This window comes from Ruegeria sp. HKCCSP351, from assembly GCF_017872535.1.
GTDB lineage: Bacteria > Pseudomonadota > Alphaproteobacteria > Rhodobacterales > Rhodobacteraceae > Ruegeria.
The window spans coordinates 67,524-90,060 of sequence record NZ_JAEDOV010000008.1; the positions used below are offsets into that span (position 1 = coordinate 67,524).

General features: G+C 58.8%; 20 protein-coding genes. 5 read left to right on the forward strand and 15 right to left on the reverse strand.

Translation table 11 applies throughout. The features are described 5' to 3' along the window. The first annotated feature begins 46 nt into the window (after positions 1 to 46). The gene (locus I9182_RS16085) at positions 47 to 1,429 is read left to right on the forward strand and encodes a leucyl aminopeptidase family protein (RefSeq protein WP_209598947.1); all 1,383 of its coding nucleotides are present in this window, start codon (positions 47 to 49) and stop codon (positions 1,427 to 1,429) included. Next, entirely contained in the window at positions 1,426 to 2,163 is a 738-nt protein-coding gene (locus tag I9182_RS16090; RefSeq protein WP_209598948.1) for a C40 family peptidase, read from the forward strand. Before I9182_RS16085 ends, I9182_RS16090 begins: the two co-directional genes overlap by 4 nt. Here I9182_RS16090 and I9182_RS16095 read toward each other — a convergent pair. The 14 genes from I9182_RS16095 to I9182_RS16160 form a co-directional block, all read right to left on the reverse strand. Then, positions 2,160 to 2,510: a DUF2794 domain-containing protein gene (locus tag I9182_RS16095; protein WP_209598949.1), complete on the reverse strand. Its 351-nt coding sequence runs from the start codon at positions 2,508 to 2,510 to the stop codon at positions 2,160 to 2,162. The genes I9182_RS16090 and I9182_RS16095 overlap by 4 nt on opposite strands. 73 nt (positions 2,511 to 2,583) lie before the next feature. After that, positions 2,584 to 4,248, reverse strand: a complete 1,665-nt coding sequence (locus tag I9182_RS16100; RefSeq protein ID WP_209598950.1) for an iron ABC transporter permease — start codon at positions 4,246 to 4,248, stop codon at positions 2,584 to 2,586. 122 nt (positions 4,249 to 4,370) lie between these two features. After that, positions 4,371 to 5,588, reverse strand: a complete 1,218-nt coding sequence (locus I9182_RS16105; protein WP_209599020.1) for a phenylacetate--CoA ligase family protein — start codon at positions 5,586 to 5,588, stop codon at positions 4,371 to 4,373. 19 nt (positions 5,589 to 5,607) lie between these two features. After that, entirely contained in the window at positions 5,608 to 6,441 is an 834-nt protein-coding gene (locus I9182_RS16110; protein ID WP_209598951.1) for an ABC transporter ATP-binding protein, read from the reverse strand. Between the two features lie 111 nt (positions 6,442 to 6,552). Next, complete coding sequence (locus I9182_RS16115) at positions 6,553 to 7,836, reverse strand: ABC transporter substrate-binding protein (protein ID WP_209598952.1); 1,284 nt, start codon at positions 7,834 to 7,836, stop codon at positions 6,553 to 6,555. Positions 7,837 to 7,910: 74 nt separating this feature from the next. After that, positions 7,911 to 8,987, reverse strand: coding sequence for a branched-chain amino acid ABC transporter permease (locus tag I9182_RS16120; protein WP_209598953.1), 1,077 nt, complete (start codon positions 8,985 to 8,987; stop codon positions 7,911 to 7,913). A gap of 3 nt (positions 8,988 to 8,990) precedes the next feature. Continuing rightward, positions 8,991 to 9,248, reverse strand: coding sequence for a hypothetical protein (locus tag I9182_RS16125; protein ID WP_209506939.1), 258 nt, complete (start codon positions 9,246 to 9,248; stop codon positions 8,991 to 8,993). A gap of 3 nt (positions 9,249 to 9,251) precedes the next feature. Then, the gene (locus I9182_RS16130; RefSeq protein WP_209506938.1) at positions 9,252 to 10,238 is read right to left on the reverse strand and encodes a branched-chain amino acid ABC transporter permease; all 987 of its coding nucleotides are present in this window, start codon (positions 10,236 to 10,238) and stop codon (positions 9,252 to 9,254) included. A gap of 29 nt (positions 10,239 to 10,267) precedes the next feature. Further along, positions 10,268 to 11,086 (reverse strand): ABC transporter ATP-binding protein, encoded by an 819-nt coding sequence (locus I9182_RS16135; protein ID WP_209506937.1) that lies wholly within the window; start codon positions 11,084 to 11,086, stop codon positions 10,268 to 10,270. A 78-nt stretch (positions 11,087 to 11,164) separates the two neighbouring features. Then, positions 11,165 to 13,138: an AMP-binding protein gene (locus I9182_RS16140; protein ID WP_245222681.1), complete on the reverse strand. Its 1,974-nt coding sequence runs from the start codon at positions 13,136 to 13,138 to the stop codon at positions 11,165 to 11,167. A 269-nt stretch (positions 13,139 to 13,407) separates the two neighbouring features. Next, a complete protein-coding gene (locus tag I9182_RS16145) occupies positions 13,408 to 13,776 on the reverse strand; it encodes a DUF6869 domain-containing protein (protein WP_209598955.1) in 369 nt (122 codons plus the stop codon). Between the two features lie 15 nt (positions 13,777 to 13,791). Further along, positions 13,792 to 14,190, reverse strand: coding sequence for a (deoxy)nucleoside triphosphate pyrophosphohydrolase (locus I9182_RS16150; RefSeq protein ID WP_209598956.1), 399 nt, complete (start codon positions 14,188 to 14,190; stop codon positions 13,792 to 13,794). Next, complete coding sequence (gene argJ / locus I9182_RS16155) at positions 14,187 to 15,413, reverse strand: bifunctional glutamate N-acetyltransferase/amino-acid acetyltransferase ArgJ (protein WP_209598957.1); 1,227 nt, start codon at positions 15,411 to 15,413, stop codon at positions 14,187 to 14,189. Before argJ ends, I9182_RS16150 begins: the two co-directional genes overlap by 4 nt. A 5-nt stretch (positions 15,414 to 15,418) precedes the next feature. Next, positions 15,419 to 16,267, reverse strand: a complete 849-nt coding sequence (locus I9182_RS16160) for a peptidylprolyl isomerase (protein ID WP_209598958.1) — start codon at positions 16,265 to 16,267, stop codon at positions 15,419 to 15,421. A gap of 177 nt (positions 16,268 to 16,444) precedes the next feature. Between I9182_RS16160 and secA the strand changes: the two genes are divergently transcribed. From secA to I9182_RS16175, 3 genes are all read left to right on the forward strand, one after another. Further along, on the forward strand, positions 16,445 to 19,162 hold the full coding sequence (secA, locus tag I9182_RS16165) for a preprotein translocase subunit SecA (protein ID WP_209506931.1): 2,718 nt from the start codon (positions 16,445 to 16,447) through the stop codon (positions 19,160 to 19,162). Positions 19,163 to 19,262: 100 nt separating this feature from the next. Continuing rightward, complete coding sequence (locus I9182_RS16170; RefSeq protein ID WP_209506930.1) at positions 19,263 to 20,180, forward strand: hypothetical protein; 918 nt, start codon at positions 19,263 to 19,265, stop codon at positions 20,178 to 20,180. A 24-nt stretch (positions 20,181 to 20,204) separates the two neighbouring features. Further along, the gene (locus I9182_RS16175; protein ID WP_209598959.1) at positions 20,205 to 21,761 is read left to right on the forward strand and encodes a phosphate ABC transporter substrate-binding/OmpA family protein; all 1,557 of its coding nucleotides are present in this window, start codon (positions 20,205 to 20,207) and stop codon (positions 21,759 to 21,761) included. A gap of 3 nt (positions 21,762 to 21,764) precedes the next feature. Here the strand turns inward: I9182_RS16175 and radC are convergent, their stop codons facing one another. Continuing rightward, positions 21,765 to 22,520, reverse strand: a complete 756-nt coding sequence (radC, locus tag I9182_RS16180; protein ID WP_209506928.1) for a DNA repair protein RadC — start codon at positions 22,518 to 22,520, stop codon at positions 21,765 to 21,767. Positions 22,521 to 22,537: the final 17 nt, after the last annotated feature.

The window sequence follows — 22,537 nt, forward strand, 5'->3', positions numbered from 1 at the left end:
ATATGCGCGGCTAGTCTGTGCACAGAAACAATCTGTCGAGGCGCACATGACACTGTCCTTCGCCCCATCCTCTGACCCTTCCGTACCGCTTCATGTGATCGCGCAGTCGGATTTGGACGGCTGGCTTCTGGATCAACCCGAGCGCGTGCAATCCTGGGTCGCAGCAAACGGGTTTTCCGGTGCACTGGGGCAGGTCCTGCTTGTGCCAGCCACGAACGGCGCAATTGAATTCGCGCTGGCTGGTTACGGAACCGAAGACAAACGCGCGCGCAAACGGTTCCCTCTTGCCGCAGCGGCTTTGGCGTTTCCGGAAGGAACCTACAGCCTTGCTTCGGGCATTCCTGCGGATTTGTTGGAGATGGAGTGTCTTGGCTGGCTGATGACTGGCTATGCCTTTGATCGATACGCATCCCAGACCGGAGGGTCAGCGGCGTTGATTGCACCTGATGGCATCAACGCCACCCGTATTGAAGCCATGGCAAATGCCGAGGCTCTGACGCGCGATCTGGTCAACACGCCCACTTCGGACATGGGACCGGATCAGTTGCAGCAAGCGGTCGAGGTTCTGGCAAATGAATTCGGTGCGTCTTGCAAGGTGATCATCGGCCAAGCGCTGCTGGACCAGAACTTTCCCATGATTCACACGGTAGGGCGGGCCGCGGAACAGGCCCCCCGGCTGATCGAGCTGACCTGGGGCACCAGTGGCCCCAGACTGACACTGGTGGGCAAAGGTGTATGTTTCGATACCGGCGGGCTGAATTTGAAACCGGGCGCTTCCATGGGCCTGATGAAAAAAGACATGGGTGGCGCGGCCAATGTGTTGGGACTGGCTCGGATGATCATGACGCTGGACCTTCCGCTACAACTGCGAGTTCTGATCCCGGCCGTTGAAAACGCGGTATCAGGCAATGCCTTCCGCCCCGGTGATATCCTGACCTCACGCAAGGGTCTGACCGTCGAAATCAACAACACCGACGCCGAAGGGCGTCTGGTTCTGGCTGATGCGCTGACTTTGGCGGATGAAGGGAATCCCGATCTGGTGATCTCGATGGCGACGCTGACCGGTGCGGCGCGCGTGGCCGTGGGCCCTGATCTGGCCCCGTTTTACACCGACGACGAAAGCTGCGCGATGGCCTTGGCACAAGCGGCCAAAACGTCTGCCGATCCGGTCTGGAGAATGCCGTTTCACACACCCTACGAGTCGATGATCGAACCCGGCATTGCCGATCTGGACAATGCCCCCTCCGGCGGGTTTTCCGGGTCTATCACCGCCGCGCTGTTTCTGCGCCGGTTCGTAGGGTCCAGCCGCTATGTCCATTTTGACATCTACGCGTGGCAACCCAGCAATGAACCCGGCCGCACAAAAGGCGGTCTGGGTCAGGGAACACGCGCAGTGCTGTCGGCATTACCGGAGGTATTGGGATTATGACCAAGCGCCGCGTATCCAAACCGGTCGTCGACCTGTTGCGTGTTCCTGACGGACCGCGTGACCGGCAGTTGCTGTTGGGGGACACGGTTCACGTCGCAGAAAACAACGACGGGTGGAGCAGGATCGTCGCGGAAAAAGACGGATATGCTGGTTGGCTGGAAACAGACCACCTGTCCGAGGATATGCCTGCAACGCATTGGATCAATGCGCCCGCAACACATGCCTACGTGGCCCCCGATATCAAAAGTCGCGATCTCGTTTCTCTGAGTTACGGAAGTAAAATCCATGCGACTGCGGAAACGGATCGGTTTGTGCAGACCGAATTGGGTTTTGTCCCAAAGGTTCACACGGCCGCAATTACAGAAAAACCGCACGATCCGGTTGCCGTGGCCGAGTTGTTTCTGGGTACGCCTTATCTGTGGGGCGGAAACAGCCGGTTCGGTATCGATTGCTCGGGGCTTGTTCAGGCCGCGTTGCTGGCCTGCGGTATTCCCTGCCCCGGCGATAGCGGCGATCAGGAACAAGCCTTGGGCGCTGTCCTGTCAGCTGAATCACCTGCGCAGCGTGGGGATTTGCTGTTCTGGAAAGGGCACGTGGCCTGGGTTTCGGGCGACAACATGATTTTACACGCTAACGCCAGCCATATGGCGGTTGTGTACGAACCGATGGACCGGGCGATTCAGCGCATTCAGGATCAGGGTGACGGGCCTGTTACAGCGCGAAAAAGGCTCTAATCCGGGTTTACGGCCCGGATGAGCTTGCGTTCCAGCACCCGCAGGACGGCTCGCAGATCATGGCCGCGTTTCAGGATACGGCCATCCATACCTATGACTGAGTACATACCCTGCCGGGACTTCAGGCGCGGGTGTTTTTCGACGCGGTAGATCGGGTGCTCTGCGGTGCGACGGAAGATCGAGAACACCGCCATATCGCGCAGGTTTGAGATACCATAGTCTCGCCACTCTCCGGCGGCGACCATCCGTCCATAAACGGACAGGATTTGCGACATCTCATGCCGGTCAAAGGCCACGGGCATCTGCGCTGCGTTTGCCGAAAACCGGTTGGGAGGCTGCATATTCATACCTCCAGCCTTGCCGGAAATCGTGTTTGAATCAAGCCTGATGCGCTGTTGCCCGGCATTTACAACACAAGTGTTACCGCCGACCAACCTGACGGCAAATCAGTATTACCGGCAGCAGGCCGACCGCCAGAATGACCAGCGACGGCACAGCGGCGCCCTCAAGCCTCTCATCCGAGGCAAGCCTGTACGCCTGTACGGCTAGTGTGTCGAAGTTGAACGGGCGCATGATCAAGGTGGCAGGCAATTCCTTCATCACATCAACAAAGACGATCAACAGCGCGGTCAGCAGCGACGGTGTCAGAATGGGCAGGTGAACGCGCCGCAATGTTCCCAGCGGTGTTTGCCCCAGCGAGCGGGCCGCGGCATCCATATTGGCATGAACCGTGCTTTGCCCCCCCTCATAGGCGCTGAGCGCGGCGGCAAGGAATCGCACCATGTAAGCGGCGACCAGCAACCAGATCGAACCTGTCACCAACAACCCAGTCGATACATCGAAGGTCTGCCGCATCCAGGCATCCAACGTGTTGTCAAAGCTGGCGAAAGGTACAATCAAGCCGACTGCAATGACGCCACCGGGCACGGCATATCCCAGCCGCGCCATATAGGCCGTCGCAGACGACGCGCGCCCAGGTCTCAGGCGTTGAAAGAACCCGACACAGATCGCCGCAAAGACAGTGACAACTGCAGCCGTTCCGGCGAGGATCAGCGAGTTCTGGATGAAACCGATATAGCGCCGCGACAGCAAGTTCTGTTCCGATTCCAAACCCATCTCGACCAGTATGATAACGGGCAGCAGAAACCCGAAGATAACGGGTATCGTACATAACAAGAATGCTGCGGCGGCGCGAAGACCGGTCAGATGTTCCGCCGGTTGGGCAGCATGTTTCTTTCCGGCCTGATAGTATTTTGCCTTACCGCGCTGGGTGCGCTCGGCCACAGCCATGATCAGCGCAAAGACAAGCAGGCACCAGGCCAGCTGCGCCGCCGCTGCTCGGTCGGCCATGGAAAACCAGCTGGTGTAAATCCCGGTCGCAAAGGTCTGCACACCGAAATAGGACACGGTTCCGAAATCGGCGATGGTTTCCATGATGGCCAGTAGCACACCACCGGCGATTGCCGGGCGCGCCATCGGCAGCGAGACGCGCCGAAACGCCAGCCATGGATTGTTGCCCAGCGCCCGAGCAGCGAGAAACGCCGAAGCACTTTGTTGCAGGAACGCAGCCCGCGCCAGCAGGTAGACATAGGGGTACAGCACCAGAATCAGCATCACCGCAGCGCCCCCGGTCGAGCGGATTTCAGGGAACCAGTAGTCGCGCGGCCCCCAGCCTGTTACATCCCGCAAAGTGCTTTGAACGATACCCGGATGATCCAGAATAAAGGTGTATGCATAGGCAAGCACGTATGCCGGAAAGGCCAAGGGCAAGACCAGCGCGATCTCAAGGATCCTGACGCCCGGAAAGCGGGTCATCGTCACCAACCAGGCAGCGCCCGTGCCGATACTGAACGTACCCGCCGCGACCAGCACCACAAGGATCAGGGTCGTCACGGTATAGCTGGGCAGCACCGTCCCCATCAGGTGCGAGATCGTATCTGTCCCCCCAGTCACCGCTGCCAGAACCACGGCCACCATGGGCAACAGGCACGCGGCAGCCACAAGATAGGCGACAGCGGCCAACAGCCGTGTGCCGCGTACACCGCGATTGCGTGATCCGTTTTCTGAATAGTCGATCTGGGTCATCATCCCGGCTTTTGATTGGCAAAGGCTTAGGGTCTGCCTTTAATCGACCAAAATGCTCGGAAACACCAGTGCGTCGGTCAACAAATCTGCGGCACAAACTGCCGCAGACCTGTTTTTCACTGCTATTCGTAGACGCGCTGATCCTCGATCACCAGCCCGTCTTTGGGCAGCGAGCCGGGGGCCACGACTTCGATTGCGCCTTTCAGTTTCAGCACTTCGGCCACCGATCTGGCATATGCCGTATCATCCCCGCCTGTGCTTTCGATCTGGACAGTCATCGAATCCATCTCGCCCTGACGGGTGGCGATGACTCGAGCCTTGACGATCTCTTCATGCTTGTCGACCAAAGCGGCAACCTGTTCCGGACGCACGAACATACCTTTGATCTTGGTCGTCTGATCTGCACGCCCCATCCAACCTTTGATCCGGGTGTTCGTGCGACCGCAGGGGGAAATCCCCGGCATTACGGCGGACAGGTCGCCCGTCGCAAAGCGGATCAGCGGGTAATCTGGGTTGAGAGAGGTCACCACAACCTCGCCCACCTCACCCGGTGCCACCGGAGTTCCGGTTCCAGGTGTCACAATCTCGACAATCACGTGCTCGTCGATGATCATCCCGTCGATCGCGGCGCTTTCATAAGCAATATTGCCCAGATCCGCTGTCGCGTAACATTGCAGGCACGAGATACCCCGGTCGGCATATTCCTGTCGCAAAGACGGGAACAAAGCGCCTCCGCCAACAACGGCTTTCGAGAAATGTAGTGAAACGCCCATCTCGTCGGCTTTGTCCAGGATGACCTTCAGGTAATCCGGCGTACCTGCATAGGCCGTACAGCCAACATCGCGGGCGGCAGTCACCTGCAACTCGGTTTGTCCGGTCCCTGCGGGCAGAACAGCCGCGCCAACAGCCCGTGCGCCATTTTCAAAGATCATACCGGCCGGCGTCAGATGATACCCAAAACAGTTCTGGACGATGTCCCCTGCGCCAACACCCGCGGCATTCAGGAAACGGCCCATGCGCCACCAGTCGTGATCAGTGCTGCCCGGCTCATAGATCGGCCCGGGCGACTGGAACACATGATGGAAATGCCGCGCGGGTTTTACCGTAAATCCGCCAAACGGGGGGCGTTTGGCCTGTGCCCGGGTCAAATCCGATTTCCGCAGAACGGGCAATGTCGGCAAATCTTCTGCTGACTTTACCTTATTAGTGTCTGATTCTGACAAATGCGACGCAAATCCAGGGGCCGACATCGCGCGTTTGATCTGCTCCACAAGTGCCCCGGCCTGATCTGAGGCGCGTTCGTCTGCCGAGCGTGTTTCGAGTGCGTCGAAATAGGTCATCGCCATATCCTCCATCCGCTCACAGCCACCTTTTGCGACGACGATAGGACCGCACATCACGAAAGCTTTTGCGGCCCTCGTCGGACATACCCAGATAAAACTCTTTCACATCCGGGTTTTCGCGCAGGTCTGCGGCCGGGCCGTCCATCACGACACGCCCGGATTCAAGAATATAGCCGTAATGCGCAAAGCGCAGGGCGACGTTGGTGTTCTGCTCTGCTAGCAGAAAGGACACGCCCTCTTTTTCGTTGAGGTCCTTCACGATACTGAAAATCTCTTCGACCAGCTGCGGAGCAAGACCCATTGAAGGTTCGTCCAGCAAAATCGTCTCGGGCCGCGACATCAACGCCCGCCCCATGGCAACCATCTGCTGTTCCCCACCCGAAGTATAGCCTGCCTGCGACCGGCGGCGTTCCTTGAGCCGGGGGAAATATGCGTAAACCATCTCAAGATCCTGCTGGACCGCAGCCGCCCCGTCTTTTCTGGTATAAGCACCGGTCAGCAAGTTTTCCTCGACGGTAAGGTGCTCGAAACAATGGCGGCCTTCCATCACCTGAATGACACCCTTTTCAACCAGATCGGCCGGATCGCTTTCATGCACGTTCTGGCCGCGATACTTGATCGAACCTTTGGTGACTTCACCGCGTTCGGAATGCAGCAGGTTCGAAACGGCCTTGAGCGTGGTTGTCTTGCCCGCACCATTGCCGCCCAACAACGCTGTGATGCCGCCCTTTGGAACGCTCAGGCTGACGCCTTTCAACACGAGGATCACGTGGTTGTAGATCACCTCGATATTATTGACCTCAAGCAGGGTTTCCGCCTGCACGTCAGTGGTTTGTGCCGCATCCAGCATCAGCGCGTTTCCTCATGCCTGCCCGTTCCGGGGCTGTTCGTGAGGAGCGGCAGGTAACCCGCCGCTCCGGTTGTCTGAACGCCCCGGATCACATCCGTGGCGTACCATGCCTTACTCGCAACGTGGCGAGATGCTGTTTTCGGTTGCGTAGGCACCGGAATCTTCTTCGATCAACGCGCCGATAACTTCGGCATCTGTCGGTTTGAAGTCCTGTACGGGGTTCCAGGCGCCAGTCGCCGCATCCCACTGAACAACACCGACAAGACCGGGGCCGCCGTGGTTTTCGCAAGAGACCGAGAATTCAGGGCCGAACCCGGACATACCAAGCGCTTCCATCTTGGCGTTGGTCATTTCCAGTGCTTCCATGCCATCGCGCATCATCGACGCGTCGATATCAGCGGTTCCGTGCATCGCCTGCGCCGTTTTCACAGCCTCGGCTGCCAGCATGGCGGCATAAAGCCCACGGTTGTACTGAACTGTACCCAGCTGATCGCCGGCACCCGCAGCCTTGCCCGAGTCAACGACGTACTTTTTCAGGTCGTCATAGACAGGATAGTCCATACCAAGGCCGGTAAAGGTCAGCGCCTTGTAACCGGTCGCTTTTTCGCCAGCAGGCTCAACGTCGAATTCCGCGCCCGACCACCAGACACCGATGAAGTTTTCCATCGGGAAACGGATGTTGGCCGCTTCCTGAACCGCAACCTGGTTCATGACGCCCCAGCCCCACATGATGACATAGTCAGGCTTTTCGCGGCGAATTTGCAGCCATTGCGACTTCTGCTCCTGGCCCGGGTGATCAACCGGCAGCAGGGACAGCTCATACCCATGCTTTTCGGCCAGAGTTTCCAATGTCCGGATCGGTTCCTTGCCATAGGCCGAGTTGTGATAGACCAGCGCAATCTTCTTGCCGCTCAGGTCACCGCTATTTTCCTCCAACAGATAGTTGATCGCACCGGACGCACCATTCCAGTAGTTGGCCGGATAGTTGAACACGTGGCTGAACACTTTGCCGTTCGCAGCCGAGGTCCGGCCATACCCCATCGTGTGCAGTGGAATGCCGTCGGCGGTCACTTTGGGGATCAGCTGATAGGTAATACCGGTCGACAGCGGCTGATACACCAGCGCGCCTTCACCTTTGGTGGATTCGTAGCATTCCACGCCTTTTTCGGTGTTATACCCGGTTTCGCATTCGATCACGTTTGCGGGGACACCGCCAATACCACCGTCCCGCTCGTTCAGAAGCGTGAAATAGTCGGCGTAACCATCCGCGAATGGAATACCACCGGCCGCATAGGGCCCGGTTCGATAACTGAGCGACGGGAACACAAGATCCGCCATCGCAGGTCCTGCCGCCATCACGGCGCTCAGCGCCACAGTTGCCAGTTTCTTGTTCATCGGGTGTCTCCTCCCTTGATTGATCCGATATTGAGTTCGGGCTTGATCACCCGTCTTTATGATTGGGCCAGCCCTCAGTGCGGGAACGGCCAGAGTCTGAGTTTCTCTTTCGCCACGCGCCACAACTGGGCCAGACCGTGGGGCTCGAGGATCAGGAACATGATGATCAGCGCGCCTACAATCACGAGCTGAAGATGGGCAACGATATCGGTCGGCCAACCCAGAAGATCGACGCCAACCAGTTTGAGCAGAACCGGCAGCAGCACCAGGAACGCCGCCCCGGCAAAAGACCCGAAAATCGAGCCTAACCCGCCGATAATCACCATGAACAGCACCAGAAACGACTTCTGAATGCCGAATGCTTCGCCCACCTCGACCGCGCCAAGATAGACGGCAAAGAACAAGGCCCCTGCGATGCCCACAAAGAACGAGCTGACAGCGAAAGCGCTGATCTTGGCCTTCAACGGGTTCACCCCGATGATTTCCGCGGCGATATCCATGTCGCGGATCGCCATCCATGTCCGCCCGGTCGTGCCGCGGGTCAGGTTGCGCGCAATAATCGCGCTGGCGGTCAGGAAGATCAGACAGAACAGGTAGGTCGCCCAAGCCGGGGCGTTCGGGCCCGAGATGATAATGCCGAACACGTCACGTTCTGGCGCGTTGATCTGACCCGAGGCCGAGTAGTTGTAGAACCACGGCACCCGGTTGAAGAGCCACACCAGAAAGAACTGTGCCGCAAGCGTCGCCACCGCCAGATAGAACCCTTTGATCCGCAGGGAAGGCAGGCCAAACAAAACGCCTACAATCGCGGTGATACCTCCAGCCAGCAGGACATGAATGAACATGCTGACGTCTGGAAATGCGGTCATCAACTTGTAGCAGGCATAAGCGCCGACAGCCATGAAACCGCCTGTACCAAGGCTGACCTGCCCGCAATAGCCCACAAGTATGTTCAGTCCGATCGCCGCGATGGCATAGATCAGAAAGGGCAGCAGCAGGGCGTTTGCCCAATAGTCGTTGATGATGAACGGAATGATCCCGAACGCCACCGCCAAAACGACATAGTACCGGTACCGGTCGAACTTGATCGGGAAAGTCTGGCTGTCATCCACGTAGGAGGTTTTGAAATCTCCGGCCTCACGATAGAACATCTGTTACTTTCCCCATTCTTCCTGCGCCCGGTTCCGGGTCGCGGCGTCCAGCTGGCTGGACCCTTTGGCATATCCGCTCGCCTCAGAGGCGCGCACCAGTTTCAGGTAGGCCAGAACACCCATGATCAGCCCGGCAAAGGCCAGGATTGCGGCAATCGTCAGCTGGCTGTCGGTCAGGTCATTCGAGGTCAGCGCGATATATCCAAAGGCCCAGAACCCCGCCCATGCGATCACGTTGATGATGGCGATGAGTTTGGTCATGCGTTACACCCTCTCGATGATCTTCTCGCCGAACAGACCCTGCGGTCTAAACACCAGAAAGATCAGCGCCAGCACATAGGCGAACCAGTTCTCGGTCGCGCCGCCGACCAGCGGGCCAATCGAGAATTCGAACAGTTTCTCGCCCACTCCGATGATCAGACCGCCGACGATGGCACCGGGGATCGAGGTGAACCCGCCCAGCATCAGCACCGGCAGCGCCTTGAGCGCGATCAGCGACAGCGAGAACTGCACGCCCGATTTGGTGCCCCACATGATCCCCGCGACCAGCGCCACGAACCCGGCCACCGACCAGACCATGACCCAGATGAAGTTGAGCGAGATCCCGACCGAAAGCGCTGCCTGATGGTCATCCGCCACCGCGCGCATGGCCCGGCCCTGCTTTGTGTACTGGCTGAAGGCCACCAGTGCCGCCACCAGAAGCGCCGCAATCACGGTTGCCACGATGTCGAGGTTGTCGATGAAGAAGCCATAGCCGAAGATGTTAAAGGTGACCTCGTCGATCCACAGGTTGATGCCCTGCGGCAGACCCACATCCAGCGTCTTGATCTCGGATCCCCACATCAGGTCGGCCACGCCTTCAAGGAAATAGGCCAGACCGATCGTGGCCATGAACAGGATGATCGGCTCCTGCCCAACCAGATGCCGCATGACAAAGCGCTGCACACACCAGGCCAGCAGAACCATCACGCCCATTGTCAGGATGATCGCCAGCAGGGCGGGGATGTTCCAGCCGAAGTTATAGACATGAGTGCCGAAGGTCGCGTTGATCAAATGCGCGAAAGGCACCTGCCCGTTCATGATCCCGACCAGCGTCATCGCCGCAAACAGGGCCATAACCCCTTGCGCATAATTGAAAATCCCGGATGCCTTGTAGATAAGCACAAAGCCCAGCGCGACCAGCGCATAAAGCACCCCGGCCATCAGACCGTTAAGGATGACCTCCGTGGCAAAGATTAACTGCTCAGGCATATGTGCCTCCCCGGATATCTGCTTTGGTCTCAGTCATGGCTGACCCCCAGATAGGCGTCGATGACTTCCTGATTGTTGCGCACCTCGTCGGGTGTACCGTCACCAATCTTTTTGCCGTAATCCATCACGACCACGCGGTCGCTCAGGTCCATCACCACGCCCATATCGTGTTCGATCAGGGCGATGGTGGTGCCGAATTCGTCATTCACGTCGAGGATAAAGCGGCTCATGTCCTCTTTCTCTTCGACGTTCATGCCCGCCATCGGTTCATCCAGCAGCAAGAGCTTTGGTTCTGCCGCCAGTGCGCGGGCCAGTTCGACGCGTTTTTTCAGGCCATAAGGCAGGCGCGCAACGGGTGTCTTGCGGATGTGTTGGATTTCAAGGAAATCGATGATCTTCTCGACCGCCTCACGGTTTTCAACCTCTTCCGCCTCGGCCTTTCCCTTCCACCACGCCTGCTGGAGGATGTTGGTCTGCATGAAGTTCAAGCGCCCGGTCATGACGTTGTCCAAAACACTCATCCCCTCGAACAGGGCGATGTTCTGGAACGTCCGCGCGATTCCCTGCTGCGCCACCTCAAAGGGGCGCATGGGCGGGCGTTTTGATCCGTGGAACCAGACCTCGCCCTCTTGCGGGACATAGAACCCCGAGATAACGTTCAGCATCGACGATTTCCCGGCCCCGTTCGGCCCGATGATGGCGCGAATCTCACCCTCGCGAATATCGAACGAGATATCCTTGATCGCCACGACGCCGCCAAAGCGCAGGGTGATGTTCTTCATTTCCATCACCACGCCGCCGATCTTGCGACCGTCTTCGGTGACATATCCTTCGGCGTTATCCAGCATCAGTCACTCCCTGACTTGCGCATAAACGGGATGGCGGGCGGGGTGATGGCCGCAGGTCGCGCGGTGCTATGGCGGCCCTCATTCCGCTGCCACCTTATGTTGCGCAACCGGTACAACCGGCGCATCCACGATTTTCAGCGTCGCGCTGATCGCTCCCTTGCGCCCATCTTCATAGGTCACTTCGGTCTTGGTCGACACGCTTTCGGACCCGTCATAAAGCGCCGCAATGATGTCGTGGAACTTCTCTTCGACAAACCCGCGCCGCACTTTCCGGGTGCGCGTCATCTCACCATCATCAGCGTCCAGTTCCTTGTGCAGAACGACAAAGCGATGCACCTGGCAACCGGACAGCATTTCATCAGCTGCTACCGATTTGTTGACCTCTTCCACATGCGCCTTGATCGTCTCTAACACACGCGGATGCCCCGCCAGTTCCTGATAGGACGCATAGGCCACGTTGTTACGTTCCGCCCAGTTGCCGACCGCTGTCAGGTCGATATTGATGAACGCCACGCAGCGGTCCTTGCCGTTTCCGAACAGAACGACCTCGAGAATATCGGGGTAGAATTTCAGCTTGTTCTCGACATATTTCGGCGCGAACATGGACCCGTCGGCCATTTTGCCCACGTCCTTGGCGCGGTCGATGATCCGCAGGTGGCCGCTGCTTTCCTCGATAAATCCGGCATCACCCGTTGCCACCCAGCCTTCGGCATCTTTGGTCGATGCCGTGGAATCCGGGTTGTTGTAATATTCGACAAACACGCCGGGCGAGCGGTAGTGGATCTCGCCCTTGTCGTCGATCTTGATCTCAACATCCGGCGCGGGAACACCAACCGTATCGGCCCGAACCTCGCCATCCGGCTGCACGGTGATGAACACGGTTGCTTCGGTCTGGCCATAAAGCTGTTTCAGGTTGATGCCCAAAGATCGATAGAAATCAAAGATTTCCGGTCCGATCGCTTCACCCGCTGTATAACCAACCCGGAACCGGCCATAGCCCAGCGTATCCTTGAGCGGCCCATAGACCAGCAGATTGCCCAGCGCGTATTTCACCCGGTCGCCAAAGCCAACGGATTTGCCATCCAGCAACTTGCCGCCCACCTTTTTGGCATGCGCCATGAAGTGATGGAACATGCGTTGCTTCAGCTTGCTCGCATCCTCCATCCGGATCATTACATTGGTCAGCTGGCTTTCAAACACGCGCGGTGGGGCGAAGAAATAGGTCGGCCCGATTTCGCGCAGATCGGTCATCATCGTGTCGGCGCTTTCCGGGCAGTTTACGCAGAACCCGCACCAATAGGCCTGACCGATGGAAAAGATGAAATCCCCGACCCATGCCATTGGAAGGTAGGAAAGGATATCTTCATCGCGGGTCAAATGGTCGAAGATCGCTGAATTCTTGGCGCTTTCGATCACGTTGCGGTTCGACAGAACCACCCCCTTGGGCTTACCCGTTGTGCCCGAGGTATAAAGCATGACGCAGGTGTCTTTATAGGTGATCTCAGAGATGCGCTTGTCCAGCTCTGCATCAAACCGCTGATGTCCTGCCTGACCTTCGGCCATGAGGTCTTCCAGCGCGTTCATCTGGCTGTGGTCGTATTTCCGCATCCCCCGCTTGTCGGTGTAGAGGATGTGCTTGATCTGGTGCACTTTTTCCTGAATTTCGATGACCTTGTCGACCTGTTCCTGATCACCGCAGACGACATATTTCGCGCCGCAATGTTCCATCACATAGGTCATCTCTTCGGCGACTGCGTCCTGATACAGAGGCACCGGAATTGCACCGACCATCTGTGCCGCGACCATGGTCCAGTAATGTGCTGGCCGGTTGCGTCCGATCACGGCAATGTGGTCACCGCGCTCAACGCCAATTTCAAGAAATCCAAGGGCGAGCGCACGAATTTCCTTGGCCGCTTCAGCCCAGGTCCAGCATTGCCAGATCCCAAATTCTTTTTCCCGATAGGCCGGGGCATCCCCGAACTGGGTCGCGTTGCGGTGTAGAAGCGCCGGAAGGGAATGCAACCCTTCGGCGCCCGACTGCGTCTGAGCCAATCTTTTTCTCCTCCCCATCCGGCCTCCTCAAAGCCGGAAATGGCGGATCCGGGAAAGCCCCCGGATGCCAGTGCCCCGATTTGGGACACCCGCACGATCAGCGTCAACTTTTTCCTGATGTTTTCTCAATTCTTACGAATTGTAACAGGTGCAGAGGGGTGATGTTACGTTTTGTACAAATTGTACAGATCGCCTTGCGTCGGAAAATTCGAACCACCTGACCCGATACTCGCAGCATCGGAGTCCTCGATAATTAAAGATCTTTCTAGCTAGAGCTTCTCACAAGCGATTTCAAACTCGTGCTGGAAATCATCTGGAGGGCAAACACATGACAATGCCGCGACCAAAGTTTTATTGGTAAGAGCTTCTTTAAAAACCACTCTGGAGAACTCTGTATAGTGCTCATTCAACAGATCCTCTAAAGGCCCGGAACCAAGCATTCCAATGTCCCATTCGCTCAGCTCCTTCTTTGATAAATCGCAAATTGCGCTCCAAAGAACATGCGGTTTTTCATGTGCCCAACTAATACGGGCATCAACAACCCATTCGCTTTCGAGCCAACGCTGACTGCCTGCCGGGTTTCTTTGAAAACTTAACCAAGACGAAACGAATTTTCTAATCAGCGCACCGCTGCCCATATTACGTTTCCCTCACTACAACCAATCCCGCAGGATCGGGATCAGGGGCACATCCGCTGCGGGCATGGGGTAATTGCGCAGGTCATTTGCGCGGACCCATTTCAGCGCCTGCCCCTCTTTCGACTGCGGGATACCCTGCCATTTGCGGCAGGCGAACAGCGGCATGAGCAGGTGGAAATCGTCATAGCTGTGGCTGGCAAAGGTCAGGGGGGCGAGGCACGAGGCCCAGGTATCGATTCCCAGCTCCTCGTGCAATTCGCGGATCAAGGCGGCCTCGGGGGTTTCGTCGGGTTCGATCTTGCCGCCGGGAAACTCCCAAAGACCGGCCATGGATTTACCCTCGGGGCGTTGGGCCACCAGCACCCGGCCCTCGATGTCGATCAGGGCGACAGCTGAAACCAACACGGTTTTCACGAGCGGTAATCCGCGTTGATCTCGATATATCCGTGCGTCAGATCGCAGGTCCAGACGGTGGATTTGCCCGCGCCCAGACCCAGATCTACGGCGATGACCAGATCCTGACCTTTCATATAGGCGGCGGCGGCGTCTTCGCTGTAATCGGGGCTGACCCAGCCCTTTTCGGCCACAAGTATGTCGCCGAAGGAAATGCTCAGCAGGTCGCGATCCGCCGCGGCACCGGATTTGCCGATGGCCATGACGATACGACCCCAGTTCGGGTCTTCGCCCGCGATGGCGGTTTTGACCAGCGGAGAGTTGGCGATGGCAAGGCCATGGGTCTTGGCGCCAGCGTCTGTTGCGGCCCCTGTCACGCGGATTTCGACGAATTTCGTGGCACCTTCGCCATCGCGCACCACTTGCTGGGCCAGATCCAGCATCACAGCCTCCAGCGCCTCGGCGAAGGCCGCATTGCCGGTGGCGTCCACACCCGAAGCGCCGGTGGCGCACAGCAGCAGGCTGTCCGAGGTGGATGTATCGCTGTCCACGGTGATGCAGTTGAACGTCCGGTCTGTCTGCGCCCCCAGCATCGCCTGCAACGCCGATTGTTCGACCTGCGCGTCGGTGAAGATATAGACCAGCATGGTCGCCATATCTGGCGCAATCATGCCGGACCCCTTGGCAATCCCCGCAATAGAGACTGTTTTGCCATCAATTTCGACCTGCGCCACGGCCCCTTTCGGGAAGGTGTCGGTGGTCATGATCGCGCGTGCGGCGTCTTCGATCGCGTGACGGCTGAGATCCGCCTTCAGCGTTTCAAGCTTGGCAATGATGCGGTCATGCGCCAGCGGCTCACCGATGACGCCGGTTGAGGAGGTAAAGACCCGCTCGACCGGAACACCTGTCGCCTTCGAGATGGCCTGCGTCACCTCGGCCACCGAGGTCTGACCATAATGCCCGGTAAAGGCATTGGCATTACCCGAATTCACCAGGATCGCCGCCGGGCCATCGCTGGGCCCGCCGATCTTGTCCTGACAATCCAGAACCGGGGCGGCTCGCGTGGCTGAACGGGTAAAGACCCCGGCCACAGATGTGCCCGGGTCCAGCACGGCCAGCATGACATCGGTGCGGCCCTGATATCGCACGCCCGCCGCGACGGTGGCGAACCGCACACCGTCAATTGCAGGCAAATCAGGGAAGGACGCTGGCGCCAGCGGCGAAACCTTGGTGATCTTGGCCACGGGGATTACTCCTGAATCAGGTCCAGCTGGCGCAGGACTTCGGGTCCGGCACCTTCCAAAGCGGGGCGGTCGATCTGTGCCTGCTGTGTCAGTTCATCGATGCGCGCCTGAATGGCGTCCTGCTGAACGGTCTGTGCAAGCTCTTCGCGCACGGCATCCAGCGCGGGCGCTTCGGTTTTGCGCTTGTCGTTCAACTTGACCACATGCCAGCCAAACTGCGTCTGAACAGGGTCGGACACCTGCCCTTTTTCAAGCGCGACCACGGCTGTTTCGAATTCCGGTACCATCTGGCCCTTGCCGAACCAGCCCAGCGCGCCGCCATTGGGGCCGGACGGACCGGTGGAATGCGCGCGCGCGAGCTCGGCGAAATCGGCGCCGTCATCAAGCTGCGCCTTGAGGTCGTTGGCCTGTTCTTCGGTCTCGACCAGAATGTGGCTGGCCTCGAATTCGTCTTCACCCGCGAAATCGTTGTACTGCGCGTCATAGGCCGCCTGAATGGCCTCGTCCGTGACAACGGTATCAGTCAGGGCTGTGACGGTCTGAACCGCCAGAAGGGAGCGTTCTTCATTTTTCAGCCGAAGCGTGTTCAGTTTGTTCAGCCCGTCCTGCTGTTGCCCCAGCAGTTGCTGCTGGATCAGCTGTTCCAGCACGAAGTCGAACAATACGTCATCTTCGGCCTGCTGGTATTGCGGCGGCAGGGCGGCAACGGTTGCGATCACGTGACCCAAAGTGATCTCATCCCCGTTCACACGCGCCACCACGGTGGATGCATCCGGCTGGGTTTCGGCGGCCAGCGGCAGGGCCATCATGGCGGTCAGAGCCAGCGATGGCAGAAAAGTGAGGCCTTTGGGCATTGAATCATCCTATTTCCTTGCCGCGGCAGGGCGCAGCGTTGACACTCTGGAACCTGCCGCTTACATCGCTTTGAAGCCTTGGACAGGGCCGCCTTTCACCCCCCGTATCTATGGGTTGCGCGCAAGGTGGGCAAGCCTGTCAAAAACCAAGACAAGAACAGATCCGCTGGAGTGAACATGCTGGGACTCGGAACGCTCGCCAAAAAGGTGTTCGGAACACCGAACGACCGCAAGATCAAGGCGACCCGCCCCCTGATCGAGAAGATCAACGCGCTGGAACCCGAGTTCGAGAAAATGTCCGATCAGGGCCTGATCGACAAGACAGAAGACCTGCGCAAACGCGCGCTGGATGGCGAAAGTCTTGACGATCTGCTGCCCGAAGCCTTTGCCAACGTGCGCGAAGGTGCACGCCGCGCACTGGGGCTGCGCGCCTTTGACGTGCAGCTGATGGGCGGTGTTTTCCTGCATCAGGGCAACATCTCGGAAATGAAGACGGGTGAGGGAAAGACACTGGTCGCGACCCTACCGGCGTATCTGAACGCGCTGACCGGCAAGGGCGTGCATGTGGTCACGGTGAACGAATACCTGGCCAAGCGCGACGCGGAATGGATGGGCAAGGTGTTTGCTGCCGTGGGCATGACCACCGGCGTGATCTGGTCGGGCCAGCCTGACGCGGAAAAACTGGCCGCCTATTCCTGCGACATCACCTATGCCACCAACAACGAGCTGGGTTTTGACTATCTGCGCGACAATATGAAGGCCGATCTGGAACAGGTTTACCAGAAGCACCACAATTTCGCGATTGTGGACGAGGTCGATTCGATCCTGATCGACGAGGCGCGGACGCCGCTGATCATCTCGGGCCCGGCACAGGACCGCTCGGACCTGTATACCGCCATCGATGCGCTGATCCCGAGCCTGACCGACGAACACTACACGCTGGACGAAAAGGCCCGCAACGTGACCTTCACGGATGAGGGTAACGAGTTTCTGGAGCAGCAACTGTTGGCTGCCGGCCTGATTCCTGAAGGCCATTCGCTGTATGACCCGGAAAGCACGACCGTGGTGCATCACGTGAATCAGGGTCTGCGCGCGCACAAGCTGTTCCAGCGCGACAAGGATTACATCGTGCGCGACGGCAATGTTGTTCTGATCGACGAATTCACGGGCCGCATGATGCCGGGCCGCCGCTTGTCCGAGGGCCTGCATCAGGCCATCGAAGCCAAGGAAAACGTGCAGATTCAGCCTGAGAACGTGACGCTGGCCAGTGTGACCTTCCAGAACTATTTCCGCCTTTACGACAAGCTGGGCGGCATGACCGGGACCGCCCTGACCGAAGCAGAGGAATTTGCCGAGATTTACGGCCTGGGCGTGGTCGAGGTTCCGACCAACAAACCGATTGCCCGTGTGGACGAGGATGATCAGGTCTATCGCACCGCCATGGAAAAATATGGCGCGATGATCGAAGAGACCAAGAAAGCCCAGGAAAAGGGCCAGCCGGTTCTGCTGGGGACCACGTCGATCGAGAAATCGGAACTGCTGAGCCAGATGCTGACCAAGGAAGGCATCGCCCATAACGTTCTGAACGCCCGCCAGCACGAGCAGGAGGCGCAGATCGTCGCCGATGCGGGCCGTCTGGGCGCGGTAACCATCGCCACCAACATGGCCGGTCGCGGCACCGACATTCAGCTGGGTGGCAATGTCGAGATGAAGGTGCTGCAAGCGATGGCGGACAAGCCCGAGGCCGATCCGTCGGAGCTGCGCGCAGCTGAAGAGGCGCGCCACGCGGAAGAAAAAGAAAAGGTTCTGGCCGCAGGTGGCCTTTACGTGATGGCGTCCGAACGCCACGAAAGCCGCCGCATCGACAACCAGCTGCGCGGCCGTTCGGGCCGTCAGGGCGATCCGGGTCGTACCGTGTTCTACCTGAGCCTTGAAGACGACCTGATGCGCATCTTTGGCTCGGAAAGGTTGGACAAGGTGCTGACCACGCTGGGCATGAAAGAAGGCGAGGCGATCATTCACCCGTGGGTGAACAAGTCGCTGGAACGCGCGCAGTCCAAGGTCGAGGGCCGCAACTTTGACATGCGCAAGAACGTTCTGAAATTCGACGACGTTATGAACGATCAGCGCAAGGTGATCTTTAGCCAGCGTCGCGAGATCATGTCGGCCAATGACCTGTCCGAGATCGTCTCGGATATGCGCGAGCAGGTGATTGACGATCTGATTGACGAATACATGCCACCGAAATCCTATGCGGAACAGTGGGATACCGACGGTCTGCATGCGGCGATCAAGGACAAGCTGACCATCGATGCCCCGGTTCAGGACTGGGCTGCCGAAGAAGGTGTGGATGACGAGCAGGTGCGCGAGCGCCTGATCAAGGCCGCTGATGAGATGATGGCCCAGAAGGCGGTTGCCTTTGGTCCCGAAAACATGCGCAACATCGAAAAGCAGGTGCTGTTGCAGACCATCGACAGCAAATGGCGCGAGCATCTGCTGACGCTGGAACATCTGCGCTCGGTCGTGGGTTTCCGCGGCTATGCCCAGCGCGATCCGCTGAACGAATACAAGAACGAAAGCTTCCAGCTGTTCGAATCCATGCTGGACGGTTTGCGGGAAACCGTGACACAGCAATTGTCGCGCGTGCGTCCACTGACCGAAGAAGAGCAAAAGGAAATGCTGGCGCAGATGGCGGCGCAACAAGCACAGGCACAACAGGCCGTGGACAAGGCCGCAAGTCAGGCCGAGGCCAAGGCCGAAGCTGCGGCGTCAGGCGATGCGCTGCCGGGGTTTGACGAGAGTGATCCGTCAACCTGGGGTAACCCGTCGCGAAACGACCCGTGCCCCTGCGGATCCGGCAAGAAGTTCAAACACTGCCACGGCAGATTGACCTAACGTTAACACCCTCTGATCACAATGAGTCCGTCTCGCGGCCACAAATTGGCCGCGATTCGTGGCAAGAGTGCAAGCTGCTCCTTCAACTGGGGAGGGTGTCTTGTTTGTAGTTCGCAACTACGTAACCATGTGCGGAACGGTCGCTTGTGCCTTGGGCATAGGCTATCTGATGCAGAACGGACCAGCTGCGCAGCAGAACCGCGCGCAGGACGGTATTGATGTGGCCTCTGCTGCCGATCAGTCTTCGATTCTGTCGGGGCTAGACAGTATTGTGCTGACATCAGCCACCGCGTCAGATGCCGATCCGGTCAATGTGACACCGGCACCCCGCGCTGTACCCACTGCCCCCAAGACATCGAACTGCCGGATCAGCGCGCACGCAAAAGCAGCGCCCGGTGCCTTGGCGCACCTGTCGCTGAAAGCGCCGTGCCACAAGAATGAGCGGATTGAAATTCACCATAGCGGCCTGACTGTTAGCCAGATGACGGATGTCAGCGGCGCGCTGGACATGGCGATCCCGGCCCTTTCGGAATACGCGATCTTCCTGTTTTCTTTCGAAGATGAAACAGGCACCGTCGCCACCACTCACGTCCCTGAAATCGCCGGTTTCGATCGTGTTGTCCTGCAATGGCAAGGGGAAACCGAGTTGCAGATTCACGCGCTGGAATTTGGTGCCAGCTATGGTGCGGATGGCCATGTCTGGGATGACGCATCTGCAGAAGGCGCCGGAGAGGTTGTGCGTCTGGGCCAGTCCGGTTCCGGGATCACTCAGAATATCGAAGTGTATTCTTTCCCGGCCAGTACATCGGAACAGTCGGGCACGATTGACCTGACTGTCGAGGCCGAAGTGACCGATGCAAATTGCGGCCACACGCTGAACGTGCAGTCGCTGGAGTTGTTGTCGGACCGCCGCCTGCGGTCGCGCGACATGTCAGTGACCCTGCCGGATTGTTCGCGCGCGGGCGAGTTTCTGGTGTTGAATAATCTGCTCTCAGACCTGACAATCGCGGCAAAGTAATCCGCAGGCAGGCTTGAACCTCTTATGACATTTTTCCGTGTGGCGGTGGCTGCGCTGTTTTCCGTGACGGTGGCGACCGGTGCTTTTGGGCAGGACATCACATTGACCTCGCATGATGGCAAGGTCGAAGTGACCGGCAATCTGCTGAGCTTTGACGGTGAGTTCTATCGCGTCGATACGCAATTCGGGACGTTGACCGTGGATGGTTCGGGCGTCACGTGCGAGGGGCCCGCCTGCCCCAACCTGATCGATTTCGTCGCCGAAGTGCAGTTTTCCGGATCATCGGTGATGGCTGAAACGGTGCTGCCCGCCCTGATCATCGGATTTGCCCGTCAGGAAGACCTGACCGCGACCCCCGCCCGCGTGGATGAGGACACCTTTGTTTACGAGCTGCATCAGGCGGGCCGGTCGGCCCCGCTGGCACGGTTTTTCTTTGACGTGGGCACCACGGATCGCGGGTTCAGTGATCTGATCGCAGACCGGGCGGATATCGTGATGGCCCTGCGCGAGATGCGCGAGGCCGAGCGGGAGGCTGCCGAAGCTGCGGGGTTGGGCGATCTGAAACGCACGCGGCGATCACGGGTCATTGCACTGGATGCCATGGTCCCGGTCGTGGCCCCCGACAGCGTGATGCGGCAGGTTTCTCTGGCAGATATGGCTCGTATTCTGTCCGGAGAGATCAGCAACTGGGCGCAGCTGGGTGGGCCGGATGCCCCTATTGCACTGCATGTGCCAGAGGCCGGGTCGGGTCTGGCGCAGGCGGTCGAGGATCAGATTCTGAAAACCGCCGGTGTGGACCTGACCGATACGGCGATCCGCCACAATCGCATACATGACCTGACCGCGGCCGTGGCAAAGGATCCGTTTTCCATCGGGGTCGCCAGCAAGACATCGGCCCATGGCACCCGCGCTTTGCCGTTGACCGGCGGGTGCGGGCATCCGCTGGCCGCGACCCGCCAGTCGATCAAGACCGAAGATTACCCGCTGAATATGCCTATGTTCCTGTATCTGCCGGAACGTCGCCTGCCCCGGATTGCGCGGCAGTTTCTGGCCTATAGCCAAAGCCCCGAAGCGCAGATGGCCATACGTGACGCAGGATATGTGGATCAAACGGCTGAAACCCTGCCGGTTGGCGTGCAGGGGGACCGGCTTGCCAATGCGGTCGTCACCGGCGGAGCTGAGGTCGGACTGGAGGAGTTGCAACGCATGATCGAGACCTTGCGCCCCCTGTCGCGCCTGTCCCTGTCGGTTCGGTTCGAACCCGGATCGTCCCGCCCGGACGCGCAGTCGCGCGCCAATATTCAGCAGCTGGCACAAATGCTGGACGCGGGTACGTTGCAGGCACGCAAGGTTGTGTTTGCAGGCTTCAGCGATGGGGACGGGGGTGCCGTTTCAAATGCCCGCATCGCCCTGAGGCGCGCGCAAACCGTGCGAAACGCGGTTATCGCCGCGCTTGAAGCCCCGATCCCTGACAGTATCACGGTTACCGCCGAAGGATTTGGCGAAGCGATGCCCATGGCCTGCGATGACACCGAATGGGGCCGCAAGGTCAACCGGCGTGTCGAGATTTGGGTGCAGTAACCGCTAGAGATACCCTTCGGAGCGAAAGCTGAGCTCGGTCGATTTGCCGATGATCAGGTGGTCATGCAGGGTCAGCCCCAGGGCGGAACACGCATCCTGAATGCGGTTGGTCATATCAATATCCGACTGTGACGGGGTCGGATCACCGGATGGGTGATTATGCACCAGGATCAGGGCCGAGGCATTCAGTTCCAGCGCCCGTTTCGCCACTTCGCGCGGATAGACCGGCACGTGATCCACAGTGCCTTTGGCCTGTTCCTCATCCGCGATCAGGACGTTCTTGCGATCCAGATAGAAAACGCGAAATTGCTCGGTCTCGCGATGCGCCATTGTCGTGTGGCAATAATCCAGCAGCGCGTCCCAGCTGGATATCACGTGCCGCTGCATCACCCGCGCCCGTGCCATCCGATGCGCGCAGGCTTCGAGGATTTTCAGATCGGTGATGACCGTGTCACCAACGCCCTTGATCTGACGCAGCCGTTCTTCGGGCGCGGTCAACACGCGGTTGAAATCGCCAAAGGCATTCATCAATGCCCGCGCCAACGGTTTCACATCCTGCCGGGGGATGGACCGGAACAAAACCAGCTCCAGCAACTCATAATCCGGGATCGCTGCGGACCCGCCCGCCATGAACCGTTCGCGCAGCCGCTTGCGATGGTCTTTGATGTAGGAGGGTAACCGACCATTCGGCAGCGGCTGCGCTGGCGCTTCGTCCGTATCAAACAGCATGGGGGCTTCGGCAAAGGCGTCCTGTGTCATGCGTTTACCCTGACGCA

Bases quoted from the DNA above. Each gene is read 5' to 3' on its own strand.
- I9182_RS16085 (WP_209598947.1), top strand. From the start codon at position 47: ATGACACTGTCCTTCGCCCCATCCTCTGACCCTTCCGTACCGCTTCAT.
- I9182_RS16090 (WP_209598948.1), top strand. From the start codon at position 1,426: ATGACCAAGCGCCGCGTATCCAAACCGGTCGTCGACCTGTTGCGTGTT.
- I9182_RS16095 (WP_209598949.1), bottom strand. From the start codon at position 2,510: ATGAATATGCAGCCTCCCAACCGGTTTTCGGCAAACGCAGCGCAGATG.
- I9182_RS16100 (WP_209598950.1), bottom strand. From the start codon at position 4,248: ATGACCCAGATCGACTATTCAGAAAACGGATCACGCAATCGCGGTGTA.
- I9182_RS16105 (WP_209599020.1), bottom strand. From the start codon at position 5,588: ATGACCTATTTCGACGCACTCGAAACACGCTCGGCAGACGAACGCGCC.
- I9182_RS16110 (WP_209598951.1), bottom strand. From the start codon at position 6,441: ATGCTGGATGCGGCACAAACCACTGACGTGCAGGCGGAAACCCTGCTT.
- I9182_RS16115 (WP_209598952.1), bottom strand. From the start codon at position 7,836: ATGAACAAGAAACTGGCAACTGTGGCGCTGAGCGCCGTGATGGCGGCA.
- I9182_RS16120 (WP_209598953.1), bottom strand. From the start codon at position 8,987: ATGTTCTATCGTGAGGCCGGAGATTTCAAAACCTCCTACGTGGATGAC.
- I9182_RS16125 (WP_209506939.1), bottom strand. From the start codon at position 9,248: ATGACCAAACTCATCGCCATCATCAACGTGATCGCATGGGCGGGGTTC.
- I9182_RS16130 (WP_209506938.1), bottom strand. From the start codon at position 10,238: ATGCCTGAGCAGTTAATCTTTGCCACGGAGGTCATCCTTAACGGTCTG.
- I9182_RS16135 (WP_209506937.1), bottom strand. From the start codon at position 11,086: ATGCTGGATAACGCCGAAGGATATGTCACCGAAGACGGTCGCAAGATC.
- I9182_RS16145 (WP_209598955.1), bottom strand. From the start codon at position 13,776: ATGGGCAGCGGTGCGCTGATTAGAAAATTCGTTTCGTCTTGGTTAAGT.
- I9182_RS16160 (WP_209598958.1), bottom strand. From the start codon at position 16,267: ATGCCCAAAGGCCTCACTTTTCTGCCATCGCTGGCTCTGACCGCCATG.
- secA (WP_209506931.1), top strand. From the start codon at position 16,445: ATGCTGGGACTCGGAACGCTCGCCAAAAAGGTGTTCGGAACACCGAAC.
- I9182_RS16175 (WP_209598959.1), top strand. From the start codon at position 20,205: ATGACATTTTTCCGTGTGGCGGTGGCTGCGCTGTTTTCCGTGACGGTG.
- radC (WP_209506928.1), bottom strand. From the start codon at position 22,520: ATGACACAGGACGCCTTTGCCGAAGCCCCCATGCTGTTTGATACGGAC.